At 62.6% G+C, this 20,519-nt stretch carries 18 protein-coding genes; 8 read left to right on the forward strand and 10 right to left on the reverse strand.

The features are described from left to right. The first annotated feature begins 15 nt into the window (after positions 1-15). From KHO33_RS34050 to KHO33_RS34060, 3 genes are all read left to right on the forward strand, one after another. Complete coding sequence (locus KHO33_RS34050; protein ID WP_200567056.1) at positions 16-834, forward strand: ABC transporter substrate-binding protein; 819 nt, start codon at positions 16-18, stop codon at positions 832-834. Positions 835-898: 64 nt separating this feature from the next. Continuing rightward, complete coding sequence (locus tag KHO33_RS34055) at positions 899-1,705, forward strand: amino acid ABC transporter permease (RefSeq protein ID WP_200567055.1); 807 nt, start codon at positions 899-901, stop codon at positions 1,703-1,705. A gap of 26 nt (positions 1,706-1,731) precedes the next feature. Then, positions 1,732-3,069, forward strand: coding sequence for an NAD(P)/FAD-dependent oxidoreductase (locus KHO33_RS34060; RefSeq protein WP_200567054.1), 1,338 nt, complete (start codon positions 1,732-1,734; stop codon positions 3,067-3,069). A gap of 49 nt (positions 3,070-3,118) precedes the next feature. Here the strand turns inward: KHO33_RS34060 and KHO33_RS34065 are convergent, their stop codons facing one another. Then, entirely contained in the window at positions 3,119-3,892 is a 774-nt protein-coding gene (locus KHO33_RS34065) for a transporter substrate-binding domain-containing protein (protein ID WP_200567053.1), read from the reverse strand. 44 nt (positions 3,893-3,936) lie between these two features. Next, positions 3,937-4,710 carry a sulfite exporter TauE/SafE family protein gene (locus KHO33_RS34070; RefSeq protein WP_200567052.1) on the reverse strand — a complete coding sequence of 258 codons (774 nt, stop codon included), beginning with the start codon at positions 4,708-4,710 and terminating at the stop codon, positions 3,937-3,939. Positions 4,711-5,070: 360 nt separating this feature from the next. On the opposite strand from KHO33_RS34070, the gene KHO33_RS34075 reads away from it, so the two are divergent. Together KHO33_RS34075 and KHO33_RS34080 are read left to right on the forward strand one after the other, a co-directional pair. Beyond that, positions 5,071-6,129 carry an ABC transporter substrate-binding protein gene (locus KHO33_RS34075; RefSeq protein ID WP_093642607.1) on the forward strand — a complete coding sequence of 353 codons (1,059 nt, stop codon included), beginning with the start codon at positions 5,071-5,073 and terminating at the stop codon, positions 6,127-6,129. A gap of 99 nt (positions 6,130-6,228) precedes the next feature. Next, the gene (locus KHO33_RS34080; RefSeq protein WP_200567051.1) at positions 6,229-7,926 is read left to right on the forward strand and encodes a GMC family oxidoreductase; all 1,698 of its coding nucleotides are present in this window, start codon (positions 6,229-6,231) and stop codon (positions 7,924-7,926) included. Between the two features lie 51 nt (positions 7,927-7,977). Here KHO33_RS34080 and KHO33_RS34085 read toward each other — a convergent pair whose 3' ends face one another. From KHO33_RS34085 to KHO33_RS34110, 6 genes are all read right to left on the reverse strand, one after another. Then, positions 7,978-9,405 carry an aldehyde dehydrogenase family protein gene (locus tag KHO33_RS34085; RefSeq protein WP_200567050.1) on the reverse strand — a complete coding sequence of 476 codons (1,428 nt, stop codon included), beginning with the start codon at positions 9,403-9,405 and terminating at the stop codon, positions 7,978-7,980. A gap of 22 nt (positions 9,406-9,427) precedes the next feature. Further along, positions 9,428-10,222: an ABC transporter permease gene (locus KHO33_RS34090; protein ID WP_200567049.1), complete on the reverse strand. Its 795-nt coding sequence runs from the start codon at positions 10,220-10,222 to the stop codon at positions 9,428-9,430. Beyond that, on the reverse strand, positions 10,219-11,085 hold the full coding sequence (locus KHO33_RS34095) for an ABC transporter permease (RefSeq protein WP_234475157.1): 867 nt from the start codon (positions 11,083-11,085) through the stop codon (positions 10,219-10,221). Before KHO33_RS34095 ends, KHO33_RS34090 begins: the two co-directional genes overlap by 4 nt. Before the next feature lie 38 nt (positions 11,086-11,123). Then, the gene (locus KHO33_RS34100; protein ID WP_200567048.1) at positions 11,124-12,461 is read right to left on the reverse strand and encodes an NAD(P)/FAD-dependent oxidoreductase; all 1,338 of its coding nucleotides are present in this window, start codon (positions 12,459-12,461) and stop codon (positions 11,124-11,126) included. A gap of 4 nt (positions 12,462-12,465) precedes the next feature. After that, a complete protein-coding gene (locus tag KHO33_RS34105) occupies positions 12,466-13,179 on the reverse strand; it encodes an HAD-IA family hydrolase (protein WP_054042905.1) in 714 nt (237 codons plus the stop codon). A 78-nt stretch (positions 13,180-13,257) separates the two neighbouring features. Next, positions 13,258-14,334, reverse strand: coding sequence for an ABC transporter ATP-binding protein (locus tag KHO33_RS34110; RefSeq protein WP_200567047.1), 1,077 nt, complete (start codon positions 14,332-14,334; stop codon positions 13,258-13,260). A gap of 101 nt (positions 14,335-14,435) precedes the next feature. On the opposite strand from KHO33_RS34110, the gene KHO33_RS34115 reads away from it, so the two are divergent. Further along, positions 14,436-15,449 (forward strand): LysR family transcriptional regulator, encoded by a 1,014-nt coding sequence (locus KHO33_RS34115; protein WP_200567046.1) that lies wholly within the window; start codon positions 14,436-14,438, stop codon positions 15,447-15,449. Between the two features lie 72 nt (positions 15,450-15,521). On the opposite strand, the gene KHO33_RS34120 is transcribed toward KHO33_RS34115, so the two are convergent. Then, a complete protein-coding gene (locus tag KHO33_RS34120) occupies positions 15,522-16,796 on the reverse strand; it encodes an MFS transporter (RefSeq protein WP_200567045.1) in 1,275 nt (424 codons plus the stop codon). Positions 16,797-16,857: 61 nt separating this feature from the next. Beyond that, positions 16,858-18,048: a M20 aminoacylase family protein gene (locus KHO33_RS34125; protein WP_200567044.1), complete on the reverse strand. Its 1,191-nt coding sequence runs from the start codon at positions 18,046-18,048 to the stop codon at positions 16,858-16,860. A gap of 113 nt (positions 18,049-18,161) precedes the next feature. Between KHO33_RS34125 and KHO33_RS34130 the strand changes: the two genes are divergently transcribed. Together KHO33_RS34130 and KHO33_RS34135 are read left to right on the forward strand one after the other, a co-directional pair. Then, positions 18,162-19,112: a LysR family transcriptional regulator gene (locus tag KHO33_RS34130; RefSeq protein ID WP_200567043.1), complete on the forward strand. Its 951-nt coding sequence runs from the start codon at positions 18,162-18,164 to the stop codon at positions 19,110-19,112. 212 nt (positions 19,113-19,324) lie between these two features. Beyond that, positions 19,325-20,200 (forward strand): VOC family protein, encoded by an 876-nt coding sequence (locus KHO33_RS34135; protein WP_200567042.1) that lies wholly within the window; start codon positions 19,325-19,327, stop codon positions 20,198-20,200. The last annotated feature ends 319 nt before the right edge of the window (positions 20,201-20,519 follow it).

The raw sequence follows: 20,519 nt of genomic DNA on the forward strand, positions 1-20,519 counted from the left end.
GACGGAGCAAACATCATGCGTTTTCGCCATCTTCTCAGCCTCTTTGCGGTTGTCGTGCCGCTATCGCTCGCGTTGCACGGCAACGCCCGTGCCGACGACATCGGCACGCTGACGCCCGGCAAGCTGGTCGCCGGCGTGGATGCGAACAACAAGCCGTATTCGTATATCGACAACGGCAAGATGACGGGTTTCGACGTCGAACTGCTGCGCGCCGTCGCGGCGAAGCTCGGCCTGAGTGCGGAGTTCCGCGCGCAGGATTTCAGCGGACTGCTGCCGAGCGTTGCGAACCAGCAGATCGATCTGGCCGCCGGGTCGATTTCGATCACGAAGGAACGCCTGAAGATGGTCGATTTCTCAGAGGGCTATCTAACGGGTCTTCTGAGCGTAGCAACCTTGCCCGACAGCACGATCACGAGCGATCCGTCATCGGTGAAGGGCAAACGGATCGGCGTCGTGCAGGGCACCATCGAGGACACGTATTCGGACAGCTACCTGCCAGGCGCGCAGATCGTGCGGTTTCCGAACCTGAACGCGGGATTCCTTGCGATGCGCTCGAAATACATCGACGGCTACTTCGTGGATAAAACGCTCGTAGAGGGCCTGCAGGGCAAGTATCCGCAAATGAACATCGCGGACAAGCTCGACATCTCCGCCGTCAATCTGCCCGCCGGTTTCCCGGTGCACAAGGGCAACACCAAGCTCGAGGCGGCGCTGAACAAGTGCATCGGCGAACTGGTCGCGGACGGAACCTGGCTGAAGCTGTACCTGCAGTTCCACCCGGGTTATTCGAAGCCCGCGAGCCTGCCGCCGTACGCGATGAAGACCGACAACTGATTGAGTTCGGCCGACTGCGGACCGGCGGCTGAACCCGCCGCCGACGCTCAACAGGGAGCGCACCATGAATGCTTTCTTGCAGAACTTTCTCGACTGGCCGTTGCTGATCTCGTCGATACCGTCGTTGCTGTGCACGGGCCTTGTCAACACGCTGGTGCTATCGGTGTTTTCGACCGTGCTGGGGATCGTCGCGGGCATGATGCTCGCGTTGATGACGGTGTCGCATACGCGCTGGTTGATGCTGCCCGCACAGGTGTTCATCGATGTCTTTCGCGGCCTGCCGGCCGCGCTCGTGATCCTGCTGGTCGGCCAGGGACTCGCGCCCGTGGGGCTCGCGATCTTCGGACCCAATCCGTATCCGCTTGCGATCGTCGCACTTGGGCTGATCTCGTCCGCGTATATCGCGGAGATTTTCCGCTCCGGAATTCAAAGCGTGGGGCGCGGACAACTGTCCGCGTGTCAGGCGCTCGGCATGACATACTGGAGCAGCATGCGCCACGTGATCGTGCCGCAAGGCGTGCGGCGCATCTTGCCGGCGCTTGCGAACCAGTTCATTTCGATCGTCAAGGATTCGAGTCTGGTCTATTTTCTCGGCCTGCTGACTTCGCAACGCGATCTGTTTACGATCGGCCAGAACACGTCGGTGAATACCGCGAACCTGTCGCCGCTGGTGGCCGCGGGTGCGGTGTATCTGCTTGTGACCGTGCCGCTCACGCACGCGATCAATCACATCGACCGCTGGACCAACCGTCATGCGAATCCGGCGCGCGGTCATTCGAGCACACGATTGTCACGCCGGCAGCGCAAGGCGCAGGCTTCGGCCAGTTCGACTGTGCCGGTCACGGCCGGCATCGCCGATCAACATAATTAGTCTTTACAGGCAGGACACCAGCCACAATGGGACCCAAAGTAGAAACGGTCGCTGACGACACCACCTTGCCCGCGCAAGTCGATGTCGTCGTCATCGGCGGCGGCATTATCGGCGTGAGCACGGCCCTTTATCTGAGCGAGAAAGGATTGCAGGTCGCGCTATGTGAGAAAGGCCATATTGCGGGCGAGCAATCGAGTCGCAACTGGGGGTGGGTGCGCGTCACGCATCGCGACATGCGCGAGTTCACGTTGAGCATCGAAAGCCTTAAGCTGTGGCGGAAAATGGATGCGACGCTCGGCATCGACACGGGCTTCAACCAATGCGGCATCCTCTACATGACCGACGAAGACGCCGTGATGGACAGTCATCACGTGTGGCTCGACAAGGCGCGCCACGTAGCAGGCGACACGTTCGACACGCGCGTGGTGGACGGGCGTGCCGTTGCCGAACTCTTGCCCGGAGCGACGAAAGCGTTCAAAGGCGGACTCTACACATCCGGAGACGGCCGTGCCGAACCGCAAAAGGCCGCACCCGCGATCGCGAATGCGTTGCGCAAACGCGGCGTCAAGATTCTGACGCCATGCGCCGCCCGTGGCATCGAAACAAGCGCAGGGCGCGTCAGTGCGGTCGTCACTGAGCATGGCACGATTCGTTGCAACAGCGTGGTCGTCGCGGGTGGCGCGTGGTCGCGGTTGTTCTGCGGCAACCTGGATGTCGATGTCCCGCAACTGCTGGTAAAAGCATCTGTGCTTCGCACCGAGCCGCTCGACGGCGGCCCGACCTGTAGCGCGAGCGACAAGAAATTCGCGTTTCGCAAGCGCGCCGACGGCGGCTATACGATCGCTTTTGGCTTCCGCACCTACAGCGATCTCACGCCCGATTCCTTTCGCCTGTTCTTCAAATATGTCGAAGCCTTGAAGAGCCAGCTGGGCTCGTTGCGCATCGGCATCGGCGCTCGCTTCTTCGATGAATTGCGCCGTCCGCGTCATTGGGCGCTCGACCGTCCCACAGCGTTCGAAGCGGTCCGCACGCTCGATCCCGAACCGATCACCCGCTACACCGACGCCGGCTTGCGCGAGTTCACCAAGGTCTTCCCGCATTTGGCGCACGCGCGAATCGCGCAGCGCTGGGCGGGCTACATGGACGTGACGCCGGACGCGATTCCAGTGATCTCCGGTGTCGATACCGTGCCGGGCCTCTTTATCGGCACGGGGTTTTCGGGGCATGGATTCGGCATCGGCCCGGCGGCCGGAAAGCTGATGGCGGATCTCGTGACGAACGACACGCCGCTTGTCGACCCGCATGCGTTCCGCCTCAACCGGTTCAGCGACGGAACAAAGATCGTGATCGACGCGGGCTTCTAAGGTGGTTTTTCTACGCTTTCTACGGAGCTATCCGTGCAAAGAGTAGCGATTATTTGCCGAGCCACTTCGCGCTCATTTGCGCATACTCACCATTCGCCTGGCTCAGATGCAGCCACTGGTCGACAAAGTGTTTGAATACGTCGTCGCCGTTCGGCAGCAGATAGCCCATCTCGGCATATTGCAGCGGCTTGTCGGGATTGACGGCACATAACTCGGGATGTGCCTTGCTCTGCACGATTGCCTCCGCAGCTTCGGTAACGAAGACATCCGCGTGGCCCTTGATGATCTCATCGAAGATCGTGAGGTTGTCCGAGTGCATGGTCAACTGGGCGTGACTCAGTTTGGTCCTGGCAAACTTTTCGTTGCTGCCGCCCGGATTCGCGATCACGCGGACGGATGGTTGGTCGATCGCTTCGATGGACTGATATTTGGCGACGTTTTCGCAGCGTGTAAGCGGCGTTTTGCCGTTGACCATATACGGCGTGCTGAAGTACGCCTGTTTCTGGCGCTCAAGCGAAACTGAAATGCCGCCGGCCGCGATGTCGCATTTACCTGCGACGAAATCCGGCAGCAGGTTCGCCCAGGTGGTCTTGACGAATTGTGGTTTCGCGTTGAGGGCCGTGGCAAGCGATCCCATCAGGTCTACATCAAGTCCTTCGAATTCACCCGGTGCGCGCTGGAAGCTGAACGGCTTGTAATCGCCCGGCGTGCACACCCGCAGAATGCCGCTCTGCGTGACACGCGCGAGCGTAGACGGCGGCGGCGTCTGTGCAAATGCAAAAGACTGCGCGAGTAGCAAGGTCAACGCGACAACGAATTTCATAGTCCAACTCCGTCAAGAATCAATTGAAAAGATCAGAAGGATTATCACAGCCAGAATTTCCAGAAAAAATATCCGGTCATCACAAAGCTGAAGATCAGAATCAACACACGCAGCAGGTTTGCGTCGATGCGCTGGGCAACACGCGCGCCCCACAGGCCGCCGATCAGCGAACCGGCCATCATCAGCGCGGCTGAAGCCCACGCGACCTGCCCGCCCACGGCGAGCGCTGCGATCGACGCACCCGCCGCCACCGCGCCGAGCAGGTTCTTGAAACCGTTCAGCAGTTGCGTCTCGCGCATACCCGACATGCTCAGGCCTGCCATGACGATGATCCCGCTGCCTGCATTGAAGTAGCCGACCATCAGGCTCGCGAAGAATTGGATCGTCGTATGAAGCCGCGTGGCTTTCCCGCCAGAGGCCGCCGCCACATCCGTGGACCGGCGCGCCGCTGCCACCACGCGCGGCGCCAGCAGGAACATCAGCGTAGCCAGCAACATCAGGAGGGGAATGGCACGCGTGAACGTTGCGGCCGGTGTCATGAGGAGGAGTGCGCCGCCCGTTACGCCACCGGCGAGACTCGCTGCCGCATAGCGCAGTAGCCGGCGGGAGTCGCCGGAGAGACGATGCCGATAACCATAGGCGGCTGTTATCAGGCCGGGCCACGCGGCAACGGCGCTGGTCGCATTCGCAACCGTCGGCGGTACGTTAAAGAACAGCAGTGCCGGCAGCGTGATGAAACTGCCGCCGCCCGCGATCGCGTTGATCACACCGCCGCACAGACTGGCGAGGAAGAGAAAGGGATATTCGTAGGGATGCACGTCGGACCTCGCAAGAAGGCCCTCAGTGTCAGGGTTATCCCGGGGCAGAATTTATTCTTATCGGAGCGCTTCCGCCGCATCAAAAAAAGGAAATCTTTTGGATCATCCGCATCGCGAGCGTTTTTTACTTTTGAAAAACGCCCAGTCGTCCAAGTCCTGGTGGCGGACAGTCGGGATGCTCTATCAACGACAATGTTCCGCATGTCTCGCCTGTGCGTGGCGCGACTTGCTTGCCATAACATGATGTCATGGGCACCACAACAATTGCGGCGTTGTCGCCATTAAATAGACTCACTATATTGGGCTCAATGCGCATTACATCTACGATCTCTTTCGCTTAACCCTTTCGAGGACAAAGTCGTGATCAAGAAGCCCATGTTGCGCCCGCTTGCGGCGGTTCTGATTCTTGGTGTCGCGGGTCTGGTGCCTGCGTGTCTCACGCCTGCTTTTGCTGCGGGGAAGATTACCTTTGTTTCTCAAGGCGGCACGTATCAGGAAGCGCAGACCAAGGCGATCCTCGATCCTGCGGCGAAACTGCTGAACATTACCGTCAACCAGGACAGCATCCCGGACGCGTGGCCGCAGATCAAGGCGCAGGCCGCAACCGGCAAGCCGATCTGGGACGTGGTCGATACGCCGACGTCCAACTGTCTGCGCGGCGGTCACGAAGGTCTGCTTGAGAAGCTGGATTTCTCGAAGATTCCGAACGGGGCCGCGATGCCCGAGAAATATCGCACGCCGTATTCAGTCGCCTATGAGTTCTATTCGACGGTCATCGGCTACAACAAGAAGTCGTTGAAGAAAGTGCCGCAGAGCTGGGCCGATTTCTGGAATGTGAAGGGATTCCCCGGCACGCGCGCGTTGCGCAACGATCCGCAGACGGTGCTCGAAGCCGCGCTTCTGGCAGACGGCGTGCCGCGCGACAAGCTTTATCCGCTCGACGTCGATCGTGCGTTTAAAAAGCTTCAACAGATCAAGCCGGACGTGACCGTCTGGTGGACTTCGGGCGGGCAGTCGGCACAATTGCTGCACGACGGCGAAGTCGACATGACGATGATCTGGAACGGCCGCGCGAGCGCCGTGCGTAAAGACAACCCCGATATCGACTTCACGTTCAACGACGGCATTCTGCAGAACACCCAGTTGTGCGTGCTGAAGAACGCACCGAACCTGGCCGACGCGATCAAATTCGTCAACGCCGCTGTCTCGCCCGAATTGCAGGCGAACCTGCCGCTTTACATCGACTACGGCCCGGGCAATCCGGCGGCCTTCAAGACCGGCAAGATCGACGCGAAACGCGCGAGCGAGCTGCCGAGCTCGCCGGACAACGCGGCGAAGCAGGCGCTCATGTCGGAGGAGTGGTGGGCCTCTGACGCCGGCATTCAGGCGAAGGCGCGCTGGCTCAAGTTTATGCAATAACGAAGGCGCAGGCCGGTCCAGACGCGCGAGCTCAGAGGCTCGCGCGCCCGTTTTTCCCACCCGTTCCGCACGTTTCAATTGCCCGCGTAATCATCGAATGTGATCGACTATCTGATTCTCGGCGGCGGTTCGGCGGGCTGTGTGCTCGCCGCGCGCTTGTCCGAAGACGCCGGCAAGACCGTCTGTCTCGTCGAGGCTGGCCGCAATATCTCCCAGACGGACATGCCTGCTGCCGTGCGCAGCCGGTACCCTGGCCGCGCCTATCTCGACACCGCGAACATCTGGCAGCGTCTGATGGCGCGCATGAGCGTGTCGGCAACGACACGATGCTACGAGCAGGCGCGCCTGCTCGGCGGCGGCTCGGCGATCAATGCGCTAATGGCGAATCGCGGCGCGCCCGCCGATTACGATGAATGGCACGCGCTCGGCGCCCACGGCTGGAACTGGAGCGCCTGCCTGCCGTACTTCCGCAAACTCGAATCCGATTGCGACTTCGACGGCGAGCTGCATGGCAAGAGCGGCCCGGTCCGCATCCAGCGCGCGAACTGGGCACGCATCTCGCCCTTCGTACGCGCGGTACTCAGCACGCTCGCCGCGCGCGGCCATGCGCGGCGCGACGATCAGAACGGCGCATGGGAGGACGGTACGTTCATTGGCTCGATTGCGGTGAGCGAGGCCGGCGAGCGAATCCCGACGTCGGTCTGTTATCTCGACGATGCTGTGCGTGCCCGTCCGAACCTCCAGATTCGCACCGGAATGCTCGTCGAGCGCGTGCTGTTCGACGGCTCGTGCGCAGTCGGTGCGCGCATCGTCGGCAGCGAGGGTGGCGAGGGCAGGGATGGCGCCAGCGAAGAATTGCGCGCCGCGCATGTAATCGTCTGCGCCGGCGCAATCCACAGCCCTGCGCTGCTGATGCGAAGTGGCATCGGACCGGCCGCTGAACTCGCCGCGCTCGATATCGAAGTGCGCGCGGACCGGGCCGGGGTCGGCGGCAATCTGATGGAGCATCCGTCGATCGCTGTTTCCGCGGTTTTGCCGCGGACCTCCCGCACGCCGTTTCCCGACGAGCATCACGAGCAGGCTATCGTGCGCTTTTCGTCAGGCATGAACGGCACTGTACCCGGCGACATGCACGGTGCGATCCTATCGCGTTCGGGCTGGCATTCGGTCGGCTACCGGCTCGGCACGATCTTCTTCTGGGTGAACAAATCGTACTCGCGCGGCCGGGTGACGCTCACTTCAGCGAGTCCGCTTAGCGAACCCGCTGTCGATTTCAACATGCTGTCCGATGCTCGCGATCTCGAACGGCTGAAGGACGCGCTGCGCTTCGGCGCTGAAACGCTGGCCGATCCGATGATGGCGAAGCATCGCGCAACGCTTCTGCCTTCGAGCTATTCGCCGCGTGTCGCGAGTGTGGCGGTGCCGGGTGCGTGGAATGCGTTGCAACGCGGCATGCTGAGCGCGCTGCTGGACATCGCGGGTCCGTTTCGCGCGTGGCTCGTGCGACGCGTGGTCACTCAAGGCGTGACGCTCAACGACCTGCTCGCCGATGATCGTGCCTTGACGGAGTTCGTCACGCGCTCGGTGGGCGGCACCTGGCATCCGTCGGGAACCTGCCGGATGGGCGTGGCCGACGATCCGCTCGCTGTCTGCGATGCGCGTGGCGCCGTGTATGGTGTGGACGGGCTTTACGTATGCGATGCGTCGCTGATGCCGTCGATACCGTGCGCCAACACGAATATCCCGACCATCATGATCGCGGAGCGCATCGCGGATATGCTGCGTGGCCGCGCCTAAGTGGCGTGCCGGGTCGAGAAAGGGAAGGCGGCCCGTCACCCCCCCCGACGCTCAGTCCCCATACCCCACGATGCCTTTCACCTCGAGAAACGCCTCGAGGCCCCACTCGGCGTATTCGCGTCCATTGCCTGACTGTTTATAGCCGCCGAAAGGCGAGCCGGCGTCCCACGACGGGTAGTTCAGGTACACGCTGCCCGCGCGCAACCTGAACGCTACGCGTCGCGCACGCTCGTGATCGGCGGATTGCACATAGGCTGCGAGGCCGAAGGGACTGTCATTCGCAATCGCGATCGCATCGTCTTCGTCGCGATACGGCATGATGGCGAGCACGGGTCCGAAGATCTCTTCGCGCGCGATCGTCATGGACGGACGCACGTTCGCGAACACAGTAGGTTGCACGTAATAGCCGCGTTCGAGGCCGTGCGGACGGCCGAGGCCACCGGCCACGACTTGCGCGCCCTCGTCGATGCCGGCCGCTATCAAGCGTTCCACGCGCTCGAATTGCACGCTGCTGACAACCGGCCCCATGGTCGTGCGTTCGTGGTCGGCGGGGCCGACGCGATGTGCCTCTGCCGCCCGCCGGGCAATCGCCACCGCCTCGTCATGGCGCGCCTCCGGCACCAGCATGCGCGTCGGTGCATTGCACGACTGGCCGCTGTTGTTGAAACACGAGTTGACGCCCGCCGTCACGGCGGCTTCAAAGTCGACGTCGTCCAGCAGAATGTTGGCCGACTTGCCACCCAGCTCCTGATGTACGCGCTTGACGGTCGGCGCCGCGAGCTTCGCGATCTCGATGCCCGCGCGCGTCGAGCCGGTGAACGACACCATGTCGACATCGGGATGCGCTGCAAGCGCCGCACCGACGGTCGGTCCATCGCCGTTCACGAGATTGAAGACTCCCGGCGGCACGCCCGCCGCGTCCAGAATCTCCGCGAACAGCAGCGCGTTAAGCGGCGTCACTTCGCTGGGCTTCAGCACCACCGTGCAGCCGGCCGCAATCGCGGGCGCAGCCTTGCAGACGATCTGATTGATCGGCCAGTTCCACGGCGTGATGAGCGCGACCACGCCCACCGGTTCGTGATTAACGAGCGTGGTGCCCTTTTTGCGTTGCCACGCGAACGTTTCGCACGTGCGGATCAATTCGTCGAGATGCCGCCGTCCGATTCCCGCCTGCCATGCGTGCGCCATCGCGCGAGGGGCGCCCAGTTCACGCGAGATCGTGTCGCCCATCTCGTCGTGACGCTCGAGAAAAACCTCGAGAATGCGGCGGATCAGCGCGAGACGCTCGGCGGGCGTGGTCTGCGAGAACGACGTGAACGCACGTTTTGCCGCAGCAACCGCGCGATCGATATCGGCGGGTGTGCCCATTGCCACTTCAGCGAACGCTTCTTCGGTGCAGGGATCGATGACGGGCAGGCGTGCCGTGCCCGACGGTTCGACCCACGCGCCGTCGATATAGAACTTCAGTGCATTGATCATGTGAGAGCTGTGTAGAAGGAGTTCAGGCGCGCGCCGCGCTGGAGCGCCGGCTCACCACGACGATCATCACGAGGCACAGCGTCAGCGCCGTAAGCATCGTGCTGATCGCGGCGATGGTCGGATCGATCTCGTCACGCAGCGTGACGAACATGCGGCGCGTCAGCGTCTGGTTCGAGCCGCCCGACACGAAGAGTGCGACCACTGTTTCGTCGAGCGCCTGAATGAACACGAACACGGCGCCCGAGATCACGCTCGCCTTGATCTGCGGCAGCGTCACCGTCATGAAGCTGCGAAAGCGATTCATGCCGAGGCTGCGGGCGACCATCTCCTGGGTGCGGTCGAAGGTGCGGAGATCGGCACCGACCGAGATCAGCACATACGGCAGCCCGAGCATCGTATCCGCGAGAATCAGTCCGCCGAGCGTATTCACGTAGCCGGCCTGCGAGTAGACGAAAAACACCCCCACCGCAACGATGATGATCGGCACCATCAACGGCAGCATCAGCAACGTGCGCAGATAGCGCATGATCCAATGCGTGCCGTTCTGAATCGCATAGGCGGCGCACACACCGAGCGGTGTGGCGAGAAGTGCGGCGCAGATCGAGGCGGTCAGCGTAGTGCGCGCGGCGTCGATCCATGCGGGATTGTCGAAGAACGAGTGATACCAGCGGAGCGAATAGGCGGGCGGCGGGAAGGTCATGAATCGCGTGTCGGAGAACGACAGCGGCACGACGATCAGCACCGGCACCATGAGGAACAGGAGGATCAGCACGACCGCCGCGCCGAGAACGATCCGTCCGAACGAGAGCTTTGTCATTTCGCGCCCAGGGTCTTTTCGAGTGGCACCACGCGGCTCGCGGCGTAGAAAATCGCGAACACGCAGATCAGCAGCACGACGCTCACCGCGCTCGCCGCGCCCCAACTGTTGTAGATCTCGACGTTGCGGCTCACCACCATCGACACCATGATCGACTTGCCGCCGCCCATCAACTCGGGCGTGATGTAGAAGCCGAGGCACAGCACGAACACGAGGGTGACGCCGGCGAACACGCCGCTCATCGAAAGTGGCAGGAACACGCGCATGAACACATGCAGCGGCGAGCCGCCGAGACTCGCGCCCGCCTGAGAGAGATTCGGCGGAATCTTCTGCATGGCCGAATAGAGCGGCAGCACCATGAACGGCAGCAGGATATGAACCATCGCGATGATCGTGCCGAACTGGTTATAGGCGAGCTGCACCGGCCGGTCGATCAGCCCCGAAGCGATCAAGGCTTTGTTGACGAGGCCCGTGCGCTGGAGCAACACCAGCCACGCGTAAGTGCGCACGAGCACGCTGGTCCAGAACGGCAGGATGACCATGCCGAGCACAAGCGCGCTCAGCTTCGGTGACACCGAGGCCGCGAAGTAGGCCACCGGATAGCCGAGCACCAGCGTGATGACGGTCACGATAATGCTCAGTTTGAACGTGAGCAGGAAGGTTTCGAGGTAGGCGCCCGAGAACATGCGCCGATAGTTCTCGAGCGTGAAACCGTCGTGATAGATGGACTGCCACGACAACCAGGCGAGCGGCACGACGAGCAGCACGACGATCACGAGGAGCGCCGGCGCCATCAGGAGAAGCATCGTGCGATCTTCGCGCCGCTGGTAGCGCGCGGCAGGATCGGACTCGGTGGCCTGCATCAATGAGTGTCCTTGGAGCATCCGTTTGGCGGTCGTCATCATGCACCTACGGCGTCGAGAAACTGATACCACGCGGCGACGAGCCTCACACCCGGCGCGCGCAGCGAATGAAAAGGCACGGGCCGCAGACCGGGCGCGCCGAGCAGCGAAAGCTCGGGCGTCTCGCCGAGAGCGAGCGCGGCGGCATGCTGTCCAAGCAAACTGGCCATCGCGACGCCTGCTCCGTTATACCCCAGACAGAAGGTGGTGGCATCGTCGCTGCGCCCGACATGGGGCAGCGAATTGAACGTCATGCCGACATAGCCCGACCAGCGATACGCCACGGGCACGTCGGCGAGATCGGGAAAGAGCGCGACCATCGCTCGTTGAAGCCCATCGAAGCCGGTCGTCTGGCCTTCCTTGCCGAACGCGTCGCGGCCGCCGAACAGCATGCGGCCGTCCACCTTTCGGAACCACTTCATCATGCGCCGCGTTTCCGTGTAACTGCGGCGTTCGACCATCAGGCGTGCGTCGAGATCGGCGGGCAAGCGTTCGGTGGCGATCATCGCGCTGCGGAACGGCACGAGTTCGCGCTGATACGGCGAGGTGGCCGGCGTGAGGTCCGAGTAGGCATTGGTCGCAACGATCACCTGCTTCGCACGCACCGTACCGCCTGGCGTGCGCAAGGTCACGTGCGTATCGCCGCGCGCGCGGTGCATCTGCAGTACCGGCGTCGATTCGTAAATCGGCACGCCGCGCAACGTCATGCCGTGCGCGAGTCCGCGCACATATTCGAGCGGCAGGATCGTGCCGGCATCGGCGCTTAGCACGCCACCGACAAAACCCTTCGACCCGGTCTCGCGCTCGACTTCGGCGCGCGATTGCGCGCTCATCGACGTATCGCCGAGCTTCGTGCGCACCCAGTCGGCTTCGGCGCAGATCGCCGCGAGCGCGCGCTCGGTGTGCGCGCAGCGCAGGCTGCCCGTATGCTCGAAGCGGGCCTGCGTGAGCCCGAATTCGTCGACCAGCGATTCGACGACCCGCACGCCTTCATGCGCGAGCCGGTGCATACGCTTCGCGGTATCGAGGCCATGCAACTGGTCGATCGTGGGAAACGATAGCCTGAATTTCGACGACACCACGCCGCCATTGCGCCCGCTCGCGCCCCAGCCAACCACGTTCGCTTCGAGTACGGCGCAACCGACGCCGCGTTTTTGCAGCGCATAGGCTGCGGCGAGGCCCGAGCAGCCCGCGCCGATCACCGCGACTTCGACGTCGAGATCGCGCGCGAGCGGCGCGCCGGTGCTGACCGCCGCGCCCGCATCGGGCGATGCGGCAGCGAGCGCTTGCCAGAGCGAGTCGGGCAGGGGCGAGGGGCGTGCCGTCGGCGCGAGCATCGGCTTAGGCGGCGAGACGCGCTTCGGCTTCGACGGCGTCCGCGAGCTCGGCGAGCGTCGGGAACGTGAACGTCGGCGTCGTGACAGCCTCAGGCACCGGCGTGGCGCCGAAGCCCTTCTTGCCCTGACGGCGCTCGATCCAGCAGGTCGCATAGCCGAGTTCCGTGGCGACGCCGATGTCGTGGTACTGGCTTTGCGCGGTGTGCAGGATCTCGCCGAACTTGTAGCCGAATGCCGCCTGACGGCCGCGGTTGTACGCGAAGAATTGCGGATCGGGCTTGGCGACGCCGGTTTCGTCGCAGCAGACCGTGTCGTCGAACGGGTCGCCAAGCGTGTGCGCGTAGGCCGACAGCGCGACGCGGTCCGCATTGGTCATGGCGACCAGGCGGAAGTGTTTGCGCAGACGCTTGAGCGCGGCGACCGAATCCGCGAACGCGGGCCATTCGAGCACGTCGCGCTGGAAGGCGGCGGCCGATTGCGCGTCGTCGGGCAGACCGAGTTCCTTCGCCAGCGACAGGTAGACGTTGGCCATTTCGTGGCTCGAGCGACCCGGATGAGTCGCACGGCCGCGCATGTACGGCTCGAAAATCTGGTCGTCGGTCAGATCCTTCGCGGCCGGCCCGCCGAGGCGCCGCACGGAGGCGAGCACGCCGCGCTCGAAGTCGATGAGTGTGCCGACGACGTCGAACGTCAGGACCTTGAAATCGGTGAGCTTCATGAAATCATCCTTTTGCAGTTTGCTGTGAAAACGGGAGAGGGAGTGCCCCAAGCGTGGGCAGATAAAAAATGAATGAGATCAGGCGGGCACGACGATCGTGTCCTGCGGATCGAGAACGACGCTCATGGGCGCGCCCGGTTCCGGGATGCGCCGGCGCGCGTCGTGGCCGCCGGGCTGCCTGAGGCTGATGGCGGTGCCGTCGGCGAGCGTGGCGAACACGCGCAGGCTTTCGCCCTGGTACAGCACCTCGGTGACGTGGCACGACAGACGATTCACGCCTTCGCGCCGATCGCCGCCGTCGATCACGAGTTTTTCGGTCTGCACCGCGAGCAGCAGCTTGTCGCCGCGCGGCAGCGGATGCGCGGTGCGCAGAACCGTATCGCCGAGGCGCACGGCATCGTCGCCGGCGCGTGTTACGGCGAGCAGCGTTGCCTCACCGATGAAGCTCGCCACGAACGCGTCGCACGGACGGTCGTAGAGCCGCTCAGGCGTATCGATCTGCACGAGCCGGCCGTTCTTCAGCACGGCCACGCGGTCGCTCATGGTGAGCGCCTCGCGCTGATCGTGCGTCACATAGACGATCGTCGCGCCGAGCTTGCGATGCAACCGCCGCAGCTCGATCTGCATGGTTTCGCGCAGTTGCTTGTCGAGCGCGGAGAGCGGCTCGTCCATCAGGATCAGTTGCGGTTCGAAGACCATCGCACGAGCGAGCGCCACCCGCTGGCGCTGGCCGCCGGATAGTTGACCGATGCCGCGGTTTTCGTAGCCCGAGAGTTCGACCATCGCGAGCGCATCGGCAACCTTCTTCGCCCACGTCGCTTTGGGCTGACGGCGCGCGCGCAGCGGAAACGCCACGTTCTCGCCGACGCTCATGTGCGGAAAGAGCGCGTAGTTCTGAAAGACGATACCGATGTCCCGTTTGTGCGGCGGCGCAAATGTAATGTCGCGCTCGCCGACCCAGACCGCACCCGAACTCGGCTGCACGAAGCCGCCGAGAATGCCGAGCAAGGTGGTCTTGCCCGACCCCGACGGACCGAGCAGCGAGACGAATTCGCCCGGGGCGATGTCGAGCGACACGTCGTCGAGAGCCACGACCGGGCCATAACGTTTCGCTGCCGATCGGATCGAAACACCTGTTTTCGCTCGTGCGTCCATTGCGTCCTGTCTCGCTGTAGAGGCCTGCGTTAGGGAAAATATAGGCCGCGTCATTATTGACGGCAATTCCCAAATTGTTGGATAAGGCATAACATCAGGTCATGCCTAACCTTCGCAAAAAACTGCCGAGCGCCAATGCGCTGTTCGTGTTCGAAGCTGCCGCGCGCTGCGGCAACTTCACGCGCGCGGCGCAGGAGTTATATGTGAGTCAGCCTGCGGTGAGCCGCATGCTGGCGCGCATGGAAGACCATCTCGGCGTGCGCCTTTTCGAGCGCGTGCGTGGTGGGATCGAGCTGACCGAGAACGGCAAGATCCTCTACCGGAAAATCTCGGAAGGCTTCAATGGCATAGAAGGCGCGATACGTGAGATCGAGGCGCGGGCGACGGGCGTCGAGTCCGTCACGCTCTCGGTGTCCACCGCGTTTACTACGCACTGGCTAATGCCGCGCATGAGCCGGCTGAACCAGGCGTTTCCGAATGTCGACTTACGGTTTCAGCTGATCTCAGGGCGAATCGGCGGGCCGCTCGTCGATGTCGATCTCGGCATGCGCTTTTTGCGCGAGGACGAGATTGGTGAGAACAGTGTGCTCGTCATGCCGGAGACGCTACTGCCGGTGTGCAACCGGCGTTATCACGAGACGGCCGCGACGCAAACGGGCCGCGAGCACGGCGACACCGTGATCGTGATGGACGACGGCGAGCGCGGCTGGCATGAGCGCTTCGCCACGTTCGCGGCACACGGGCGGCACGTAGCGAGCATGCTGAGCTTCAACGACTACGCGATCGTCGTGCAGGCGGCGCTGTTGGGGCAGGGTGTCGCGCTTGGCTGGCTCAATGTGGTGTCGCATTGGCTTCTCGAAGGCGCGCTGCTTCCGGCTGAAGAGGAACTGATCGTGACGAACCGGCGCTGCTGTCTGGTGTGGCCGGAGAATCGGCCGTTGCGACCGGTTGCAGCGGATGTGCGCGACTGGATCATCGAGGAGACGCGTGCCGATATGCGGGCCGTCGACCGCAATTATCCGAAGCTGGGACTGCGGCGTTTGCTCGCGGAGGCGGGGCTCGTGATCGGGCCGGGCCAGGATGAGGGGCGAAGGGTCAAGGCAGCTACTCCCTGATCGCGTTGTGGAAACTCCGCCACTCGTTGTTCCTGCCGGCCCTGATTTCCAGGCCCGCACTCCTCGACACAATCAGGCCAGATCGCGGCCCCCGGTTTCTTCGAGCATCGTCACGGCGCAGAGCGAAATGATGACGCACGCGATCATGTACCAGGCCGGCGCCATCGTATTGCCCGTCACCTTGATAAGCCACGCGACGACGAGTTGCGCCGTGCCGCCGAACACCGACACCGCCACGGCATACGCGCTTGCCAAATAGCCTGCGCGCACATGTTTCGGAAAGTTCTCCGGCATGAGCGCATACGCAGGCGCCGATCCCATCGTGTAGAAGAACATCAGAAGGACGATCAGGCCGGTGACGACCGGCAGCGTCGGAAACTGGTTCATCAGCCAGAACGCGGGATACAGCAGCGCGATTAGCACCACGCGTCCCAGCACGGTCAGCGGTTTTCTACGGCCCATGCGGTCCGACAGCGCGCCCCAGATCGGGCACATGAGCAGCGAGACACAGGCGGCGCCAATCGAGACCAGCATCGACAGCTTGGGCGGCATCTTCAGATACTGGATCGAGTAGGTCGGGATGTAGTACATCAGCACGTAGGTCGCGACCGTCATGCCCATAATCGCGAAGACCGTCAAAAACCATTTGCGCACGAGGGCCGGTTCGAAGCGCGAGTGCTCCGTTTTGACGGGCTCGTCGTCCACGATATGCCGGCGCAGGTACACGCCCACGGGCATGATCAGCGTGCCGGCCAGAAACGGAACGCGCCAGCCCCAATCGAGCAGTTGCGGACCGGTCAAATGGTAGGTGAGCAACGCAGCCATGCCCGAGCCGAGCAGCGCGGCCGCGCCCTGGCTCGCCAGTTGCCAGCTTGCGCGAAAGCCACGCCCTTTTGCCGAACCCGTTTCCAGCAGCGTCGCGGTGGCCGCGCCAAACTCGCCGCCCTGCGCAAAACCCTGCACGAGGCGCGCTATTACGATCAACGCGGGCGCGGCAATGCCGATGGTTTCGTAGGTCGGCGCGAGACCGATCGCTGCGGAGCCGACCGCCATCAGGAAGATCGTCAGCGTGAGCGCGGCCCGGCGCCCGCGCTTGTCCGCGTAGTGGCCGAGCACGAAGCCGCCGACCGGCCTCGCCACGAAACCGATTGCGAACGCCGACAACGCCAGCAGCGTCGACACAACGGGATCCTGCGACGGAAAGAACAGCTTTGCGATGGTCAGCGCAAAAAAGCTGTAGACCGTGAAATCGAAGAACTCGAGCAGATTGCCGATGACGGCCGCCACGACAATGCGGGTCTGCGAAACCGCAATCGTGCCGGACGACGTAAGAGGCTGGGTTGACATGGTTTAGGTCCTCACCGTAGGTGTATTTATGATGGTTCCGTCTGCGCGTTCTGAGGCGCGCTTAGACTTTCGACGCAAGAAACCGCTGGACCAGCCGCGTCCAGAATGCGGCGCCGACGGTCAGGTTGTCGTCGTTGAAGTCGTACTTCGCGTTGTGCAGCATGGGCGTGTCCTTGCCATTGCCCACGCGCAGGAAGCAGCCCGGCTTCTTTTGCAGGTAATAGGCGAAGTCCTCGCTGCCCGCGATCGGACCAAAGCCGTCGACCACACGTTCGTCGCCCACCAGTTCTCGGGCGACCTGTAACGCGAATTCAGTCTCCTGCGTGCTGTTGACGAGCACCGGGTAGCCCGGCACATAGTCGATATCGACGCTGGCGCCGTGCGCTTGCGCATGCGCGTTGGCGAGCGCACGGATGCGTGTTTCGAGCAGCTTGCGTACGTCGGGATCGAACGAGCGCACGCTCAGTTGAAGACGCGCCGTTTCGGGGATCACATTGGGCGCGTGTCCCGCATTGAACGCACCGATCGTGATCACGGCGGGCTGCATGGGATCAATGTTGCGCGACACGACGGTTTGCAGCGCGGTCACGAGCGCTGCGCCGATCACGAGCGGATCGGTGGCGAGATGGGGGCGGGCAGCGTGACCGCCGCGGCCGTGGATTGTGATGTCGACGGTATCGCATGCGGCCATGAACGGACCGCTGCGGAACATGAACGTGCCAGCCGGTGCGCCCGGATGGTTGTGCAGGCCGAAGATGGCCTCGCAGGGGAAGCGCTCGAACAGACCGTCGGCGATCATGCGTTGCGCGCCGCTATCCGAGCCGATTTCCTCGGCGGGCTGGAAGACGAGATGGACGGTTCCGTCAAAGCGGCGCGTGCGCGCCAGATGCCGCGCTGCGCCAAGGACCATGGCCGTGTGACCGTCGTGACCGCATGCGTGCATCTTGCCCGGGTGAACGCTGGAATAGGGCAGGCCCGTGGCCTCGATGATGGGCAGGGCGTCCATATCGGCGCGTACCGCAACGGCCCGCGACCCCGTTCCCGACTTGAGCGATGCGACCATGCCCGTTCCGCCCAGGCCACGTGTCACTTCGTAGCCCCAACTTTCGAGCGCTTCGGCGACAAGATCCGATGTCTGGAACTCCTGGTAAGCCAGCTCAGGATGCTGGTGCAAACGGTGGCGAATGCCACGCAGTTCATCGTTCAGATCGCTGGTTTCGTCGAGCGTACAAAAGTGCTGGGTATTGGGCATTTGGAGTGACGTGCATATAGAAAGCGAAGCGTCAGTATTTCGCTGCAAAAACGTGCGATCAATGACGTCTTTCGGTCGATAATGTTGACTTGAATGTCAACAGTCAAGAAAGCATGTCAACCGACACCGATATCCCTCAGACAGGCGCCCTCAATCCACGGAGCCTGCGCTATCTGCATGAAATCGCTGTGCATGGTGGTGTGCGGGCGGCAGCGGACGCGCTCGGCATCAATGCGTCTGTGATCAGCCGGCAGGTGACGCAGTTGGAGCGCGCGCACGGTGTAGCGCTGCTCGAGCGGCAGGGCCGGCGCGTGACGCTCACGGAAATCGGCCTGAGTCTCGTCGATCACTTTCGTGAAAGCCGGCGCCGCGACGCGGAGATGCTGGTGCAACTGGAGGATTATCGGGGGCTGCGGCGCGGACGGATCGGCATCGGGTGCGGCGAGGGGTTTGTCGGCAATCTGATGGCGATCGTACTCGAGCGGTTTAGCGCGCAGTTTCCGGATATCGTCGTCGATCTGCATACGGGCGCGACGTCCGAAATCATCGCGATGGTTCGCAACGACGAGGTCGATCTTGGGCTATGCGCGGGCGGGGCGCGGGACCCGGCGATACGCTCGCGCACGTTTCGCGCCGCGCCGTTCTGCGCGTTCGTGAGCCCGCAGCATCCGTTGGCGGGACTGCAGCGTATCCGCTTCGAGCAGCTTGCCGATGCTCGCCTGATCTTCATGCCGCCGCGTTTCGGCGTTCAGCAGTATGTCGATTCGATCATTCGTGCGGAGCGGCTCAGCCTGACGCCGGCTTACCGGTGCGATATGTTCGCCGCGGCGCAGGCGATTGCGGCGGCGGGGCTTGGCGTCGCGTTCATGTCGACCGATGCGGCGCGGCAATATCTCGACGCGGGCAAGCTTGTTGCGCTTGAGATCGATCATCCGATTGCACGCGACTTCAGCAGCCAGGTGATACGCCGGGTTGGGCGGCGTTTGTCGCCGGCGGCGGAGTTTTTGTGGAAGCAGTTGGTGGGGGCGATGCAGAGGGGGTGGGCGGCGGCTGGGAAAGATTAATGCTGTGCACACACCGGGACGGCTTGCGATGAAAACCTGTCTGACAACGGTGCGCTGGCCTCGTGTTTATCGGAGCGGTTGCGTTGCTCAGTGCGGAGTCTTACATTTTCGTACTGGGTAACATCAAACTTAGCGATGGGTAGCGCGGGCCATCCAGATGCTTTCCCAATCCTTGCGTCGCTTAACTTGTAAAAACCTTCGAAGGCGATCAGATGCAACCTTCCGACTACGCACACGAAGACATAGGCAATCTGGTGCTGCTCGAGCATATCAACCTCACGATACCGGACCAGAGTCTCGCGACTGCGTTCTATGTCAGCGGACTTGGACTCACGCGAGATCCCTATCTGATGACCGGCCCGAACAATATGTGGATCAACATCGGTCGTTCACAGATTCACTTGCCGCACGGCGACGCGCAGAGGCTGCGAGGACACGTGGCACTGATCGTGGGCAAGCGCGAATCGCTGGTCGCACGGCTGCGCGCAGTTCGGCCCGTGCTCGATAGAACCGCGTTCGGATGGACCGAGCGGGCCGACCGCGTAGAGATCACCTGTCCGTGGGGAAACCGCTACGACTGCCTTGATCCGAATCCGGATCAGTCGAACGCTCCGTGGTCGCGCATCGATCTCGGCATTGCTTATGTGCAACTTGATGTGCCGCTCGGCTGCGCGGCGTCGATTGCCGCTTTTTACCGCGAGGTATTCAATGCGTCCGTCGAGGTCCGCGACCACAACGGTTCGCAGCAGACGGCAATTGCGGTCGGAACGCATCAGCAGCTTATCTATACAGAAACGCCCGCTGCCAACCTGGAATACGATGGACATCATATCCAGATCTATGTCGCAAACTTCTCCGAACCCTACGCACGGCTCGCTGCGCGCGGGCTGGTTTATGACGAGGAGCCTCATCAATATCGCTTCGCCGACGTCATCGATCCCGTGAGCGGCGCGCACTGCTTCAAGCTCGAGCATGAGGTACGTAGTCTGCGTCATCCGCTCTATGCGCGACCTCTGGTGAATCGAAATCCGGATCAAAGTAACAGGAACTACCGTATGGGTGGTGACGCGCGCAGAGGCGTGTTCTAGTCGGCGTGTACAACTTCGCCGGTGCGACCAGCAACACGTTTGGCTTTCTGAGGGTCGAGCTGCATGTAGCCTTGCGTCCCGATGCGCTAAAGTCGACTGTGCCGGAGTGACATGCCAGGCAGGGCCAGCGCGAAATCTGGTGATCGGTGATGAACAAACTGAAAGGCGTGGACGAGAGTGTTTTCTGATATCAATAATTTTACATAATATAAATTATCAACATCAGTGGTACCTAATGAGGTGTTGCACGGTTTGCCTTCATAGCCTAGATCGAACGCAACGGTCATGTATCATCTGGCACCTTTTTACCGTTGCGTCG

It is taken from the genome of Paraburkholderia nemoris (assembly GCF_905221015.1).
In the GTDB taxonomy this organism is placed as follows: Bacteria; Pseudomonadota; Gammaproteobacteria; order Burkholderiales; family Burkholderiaceae; genus Paraburkholderia; species Paraburkholderia nemoris.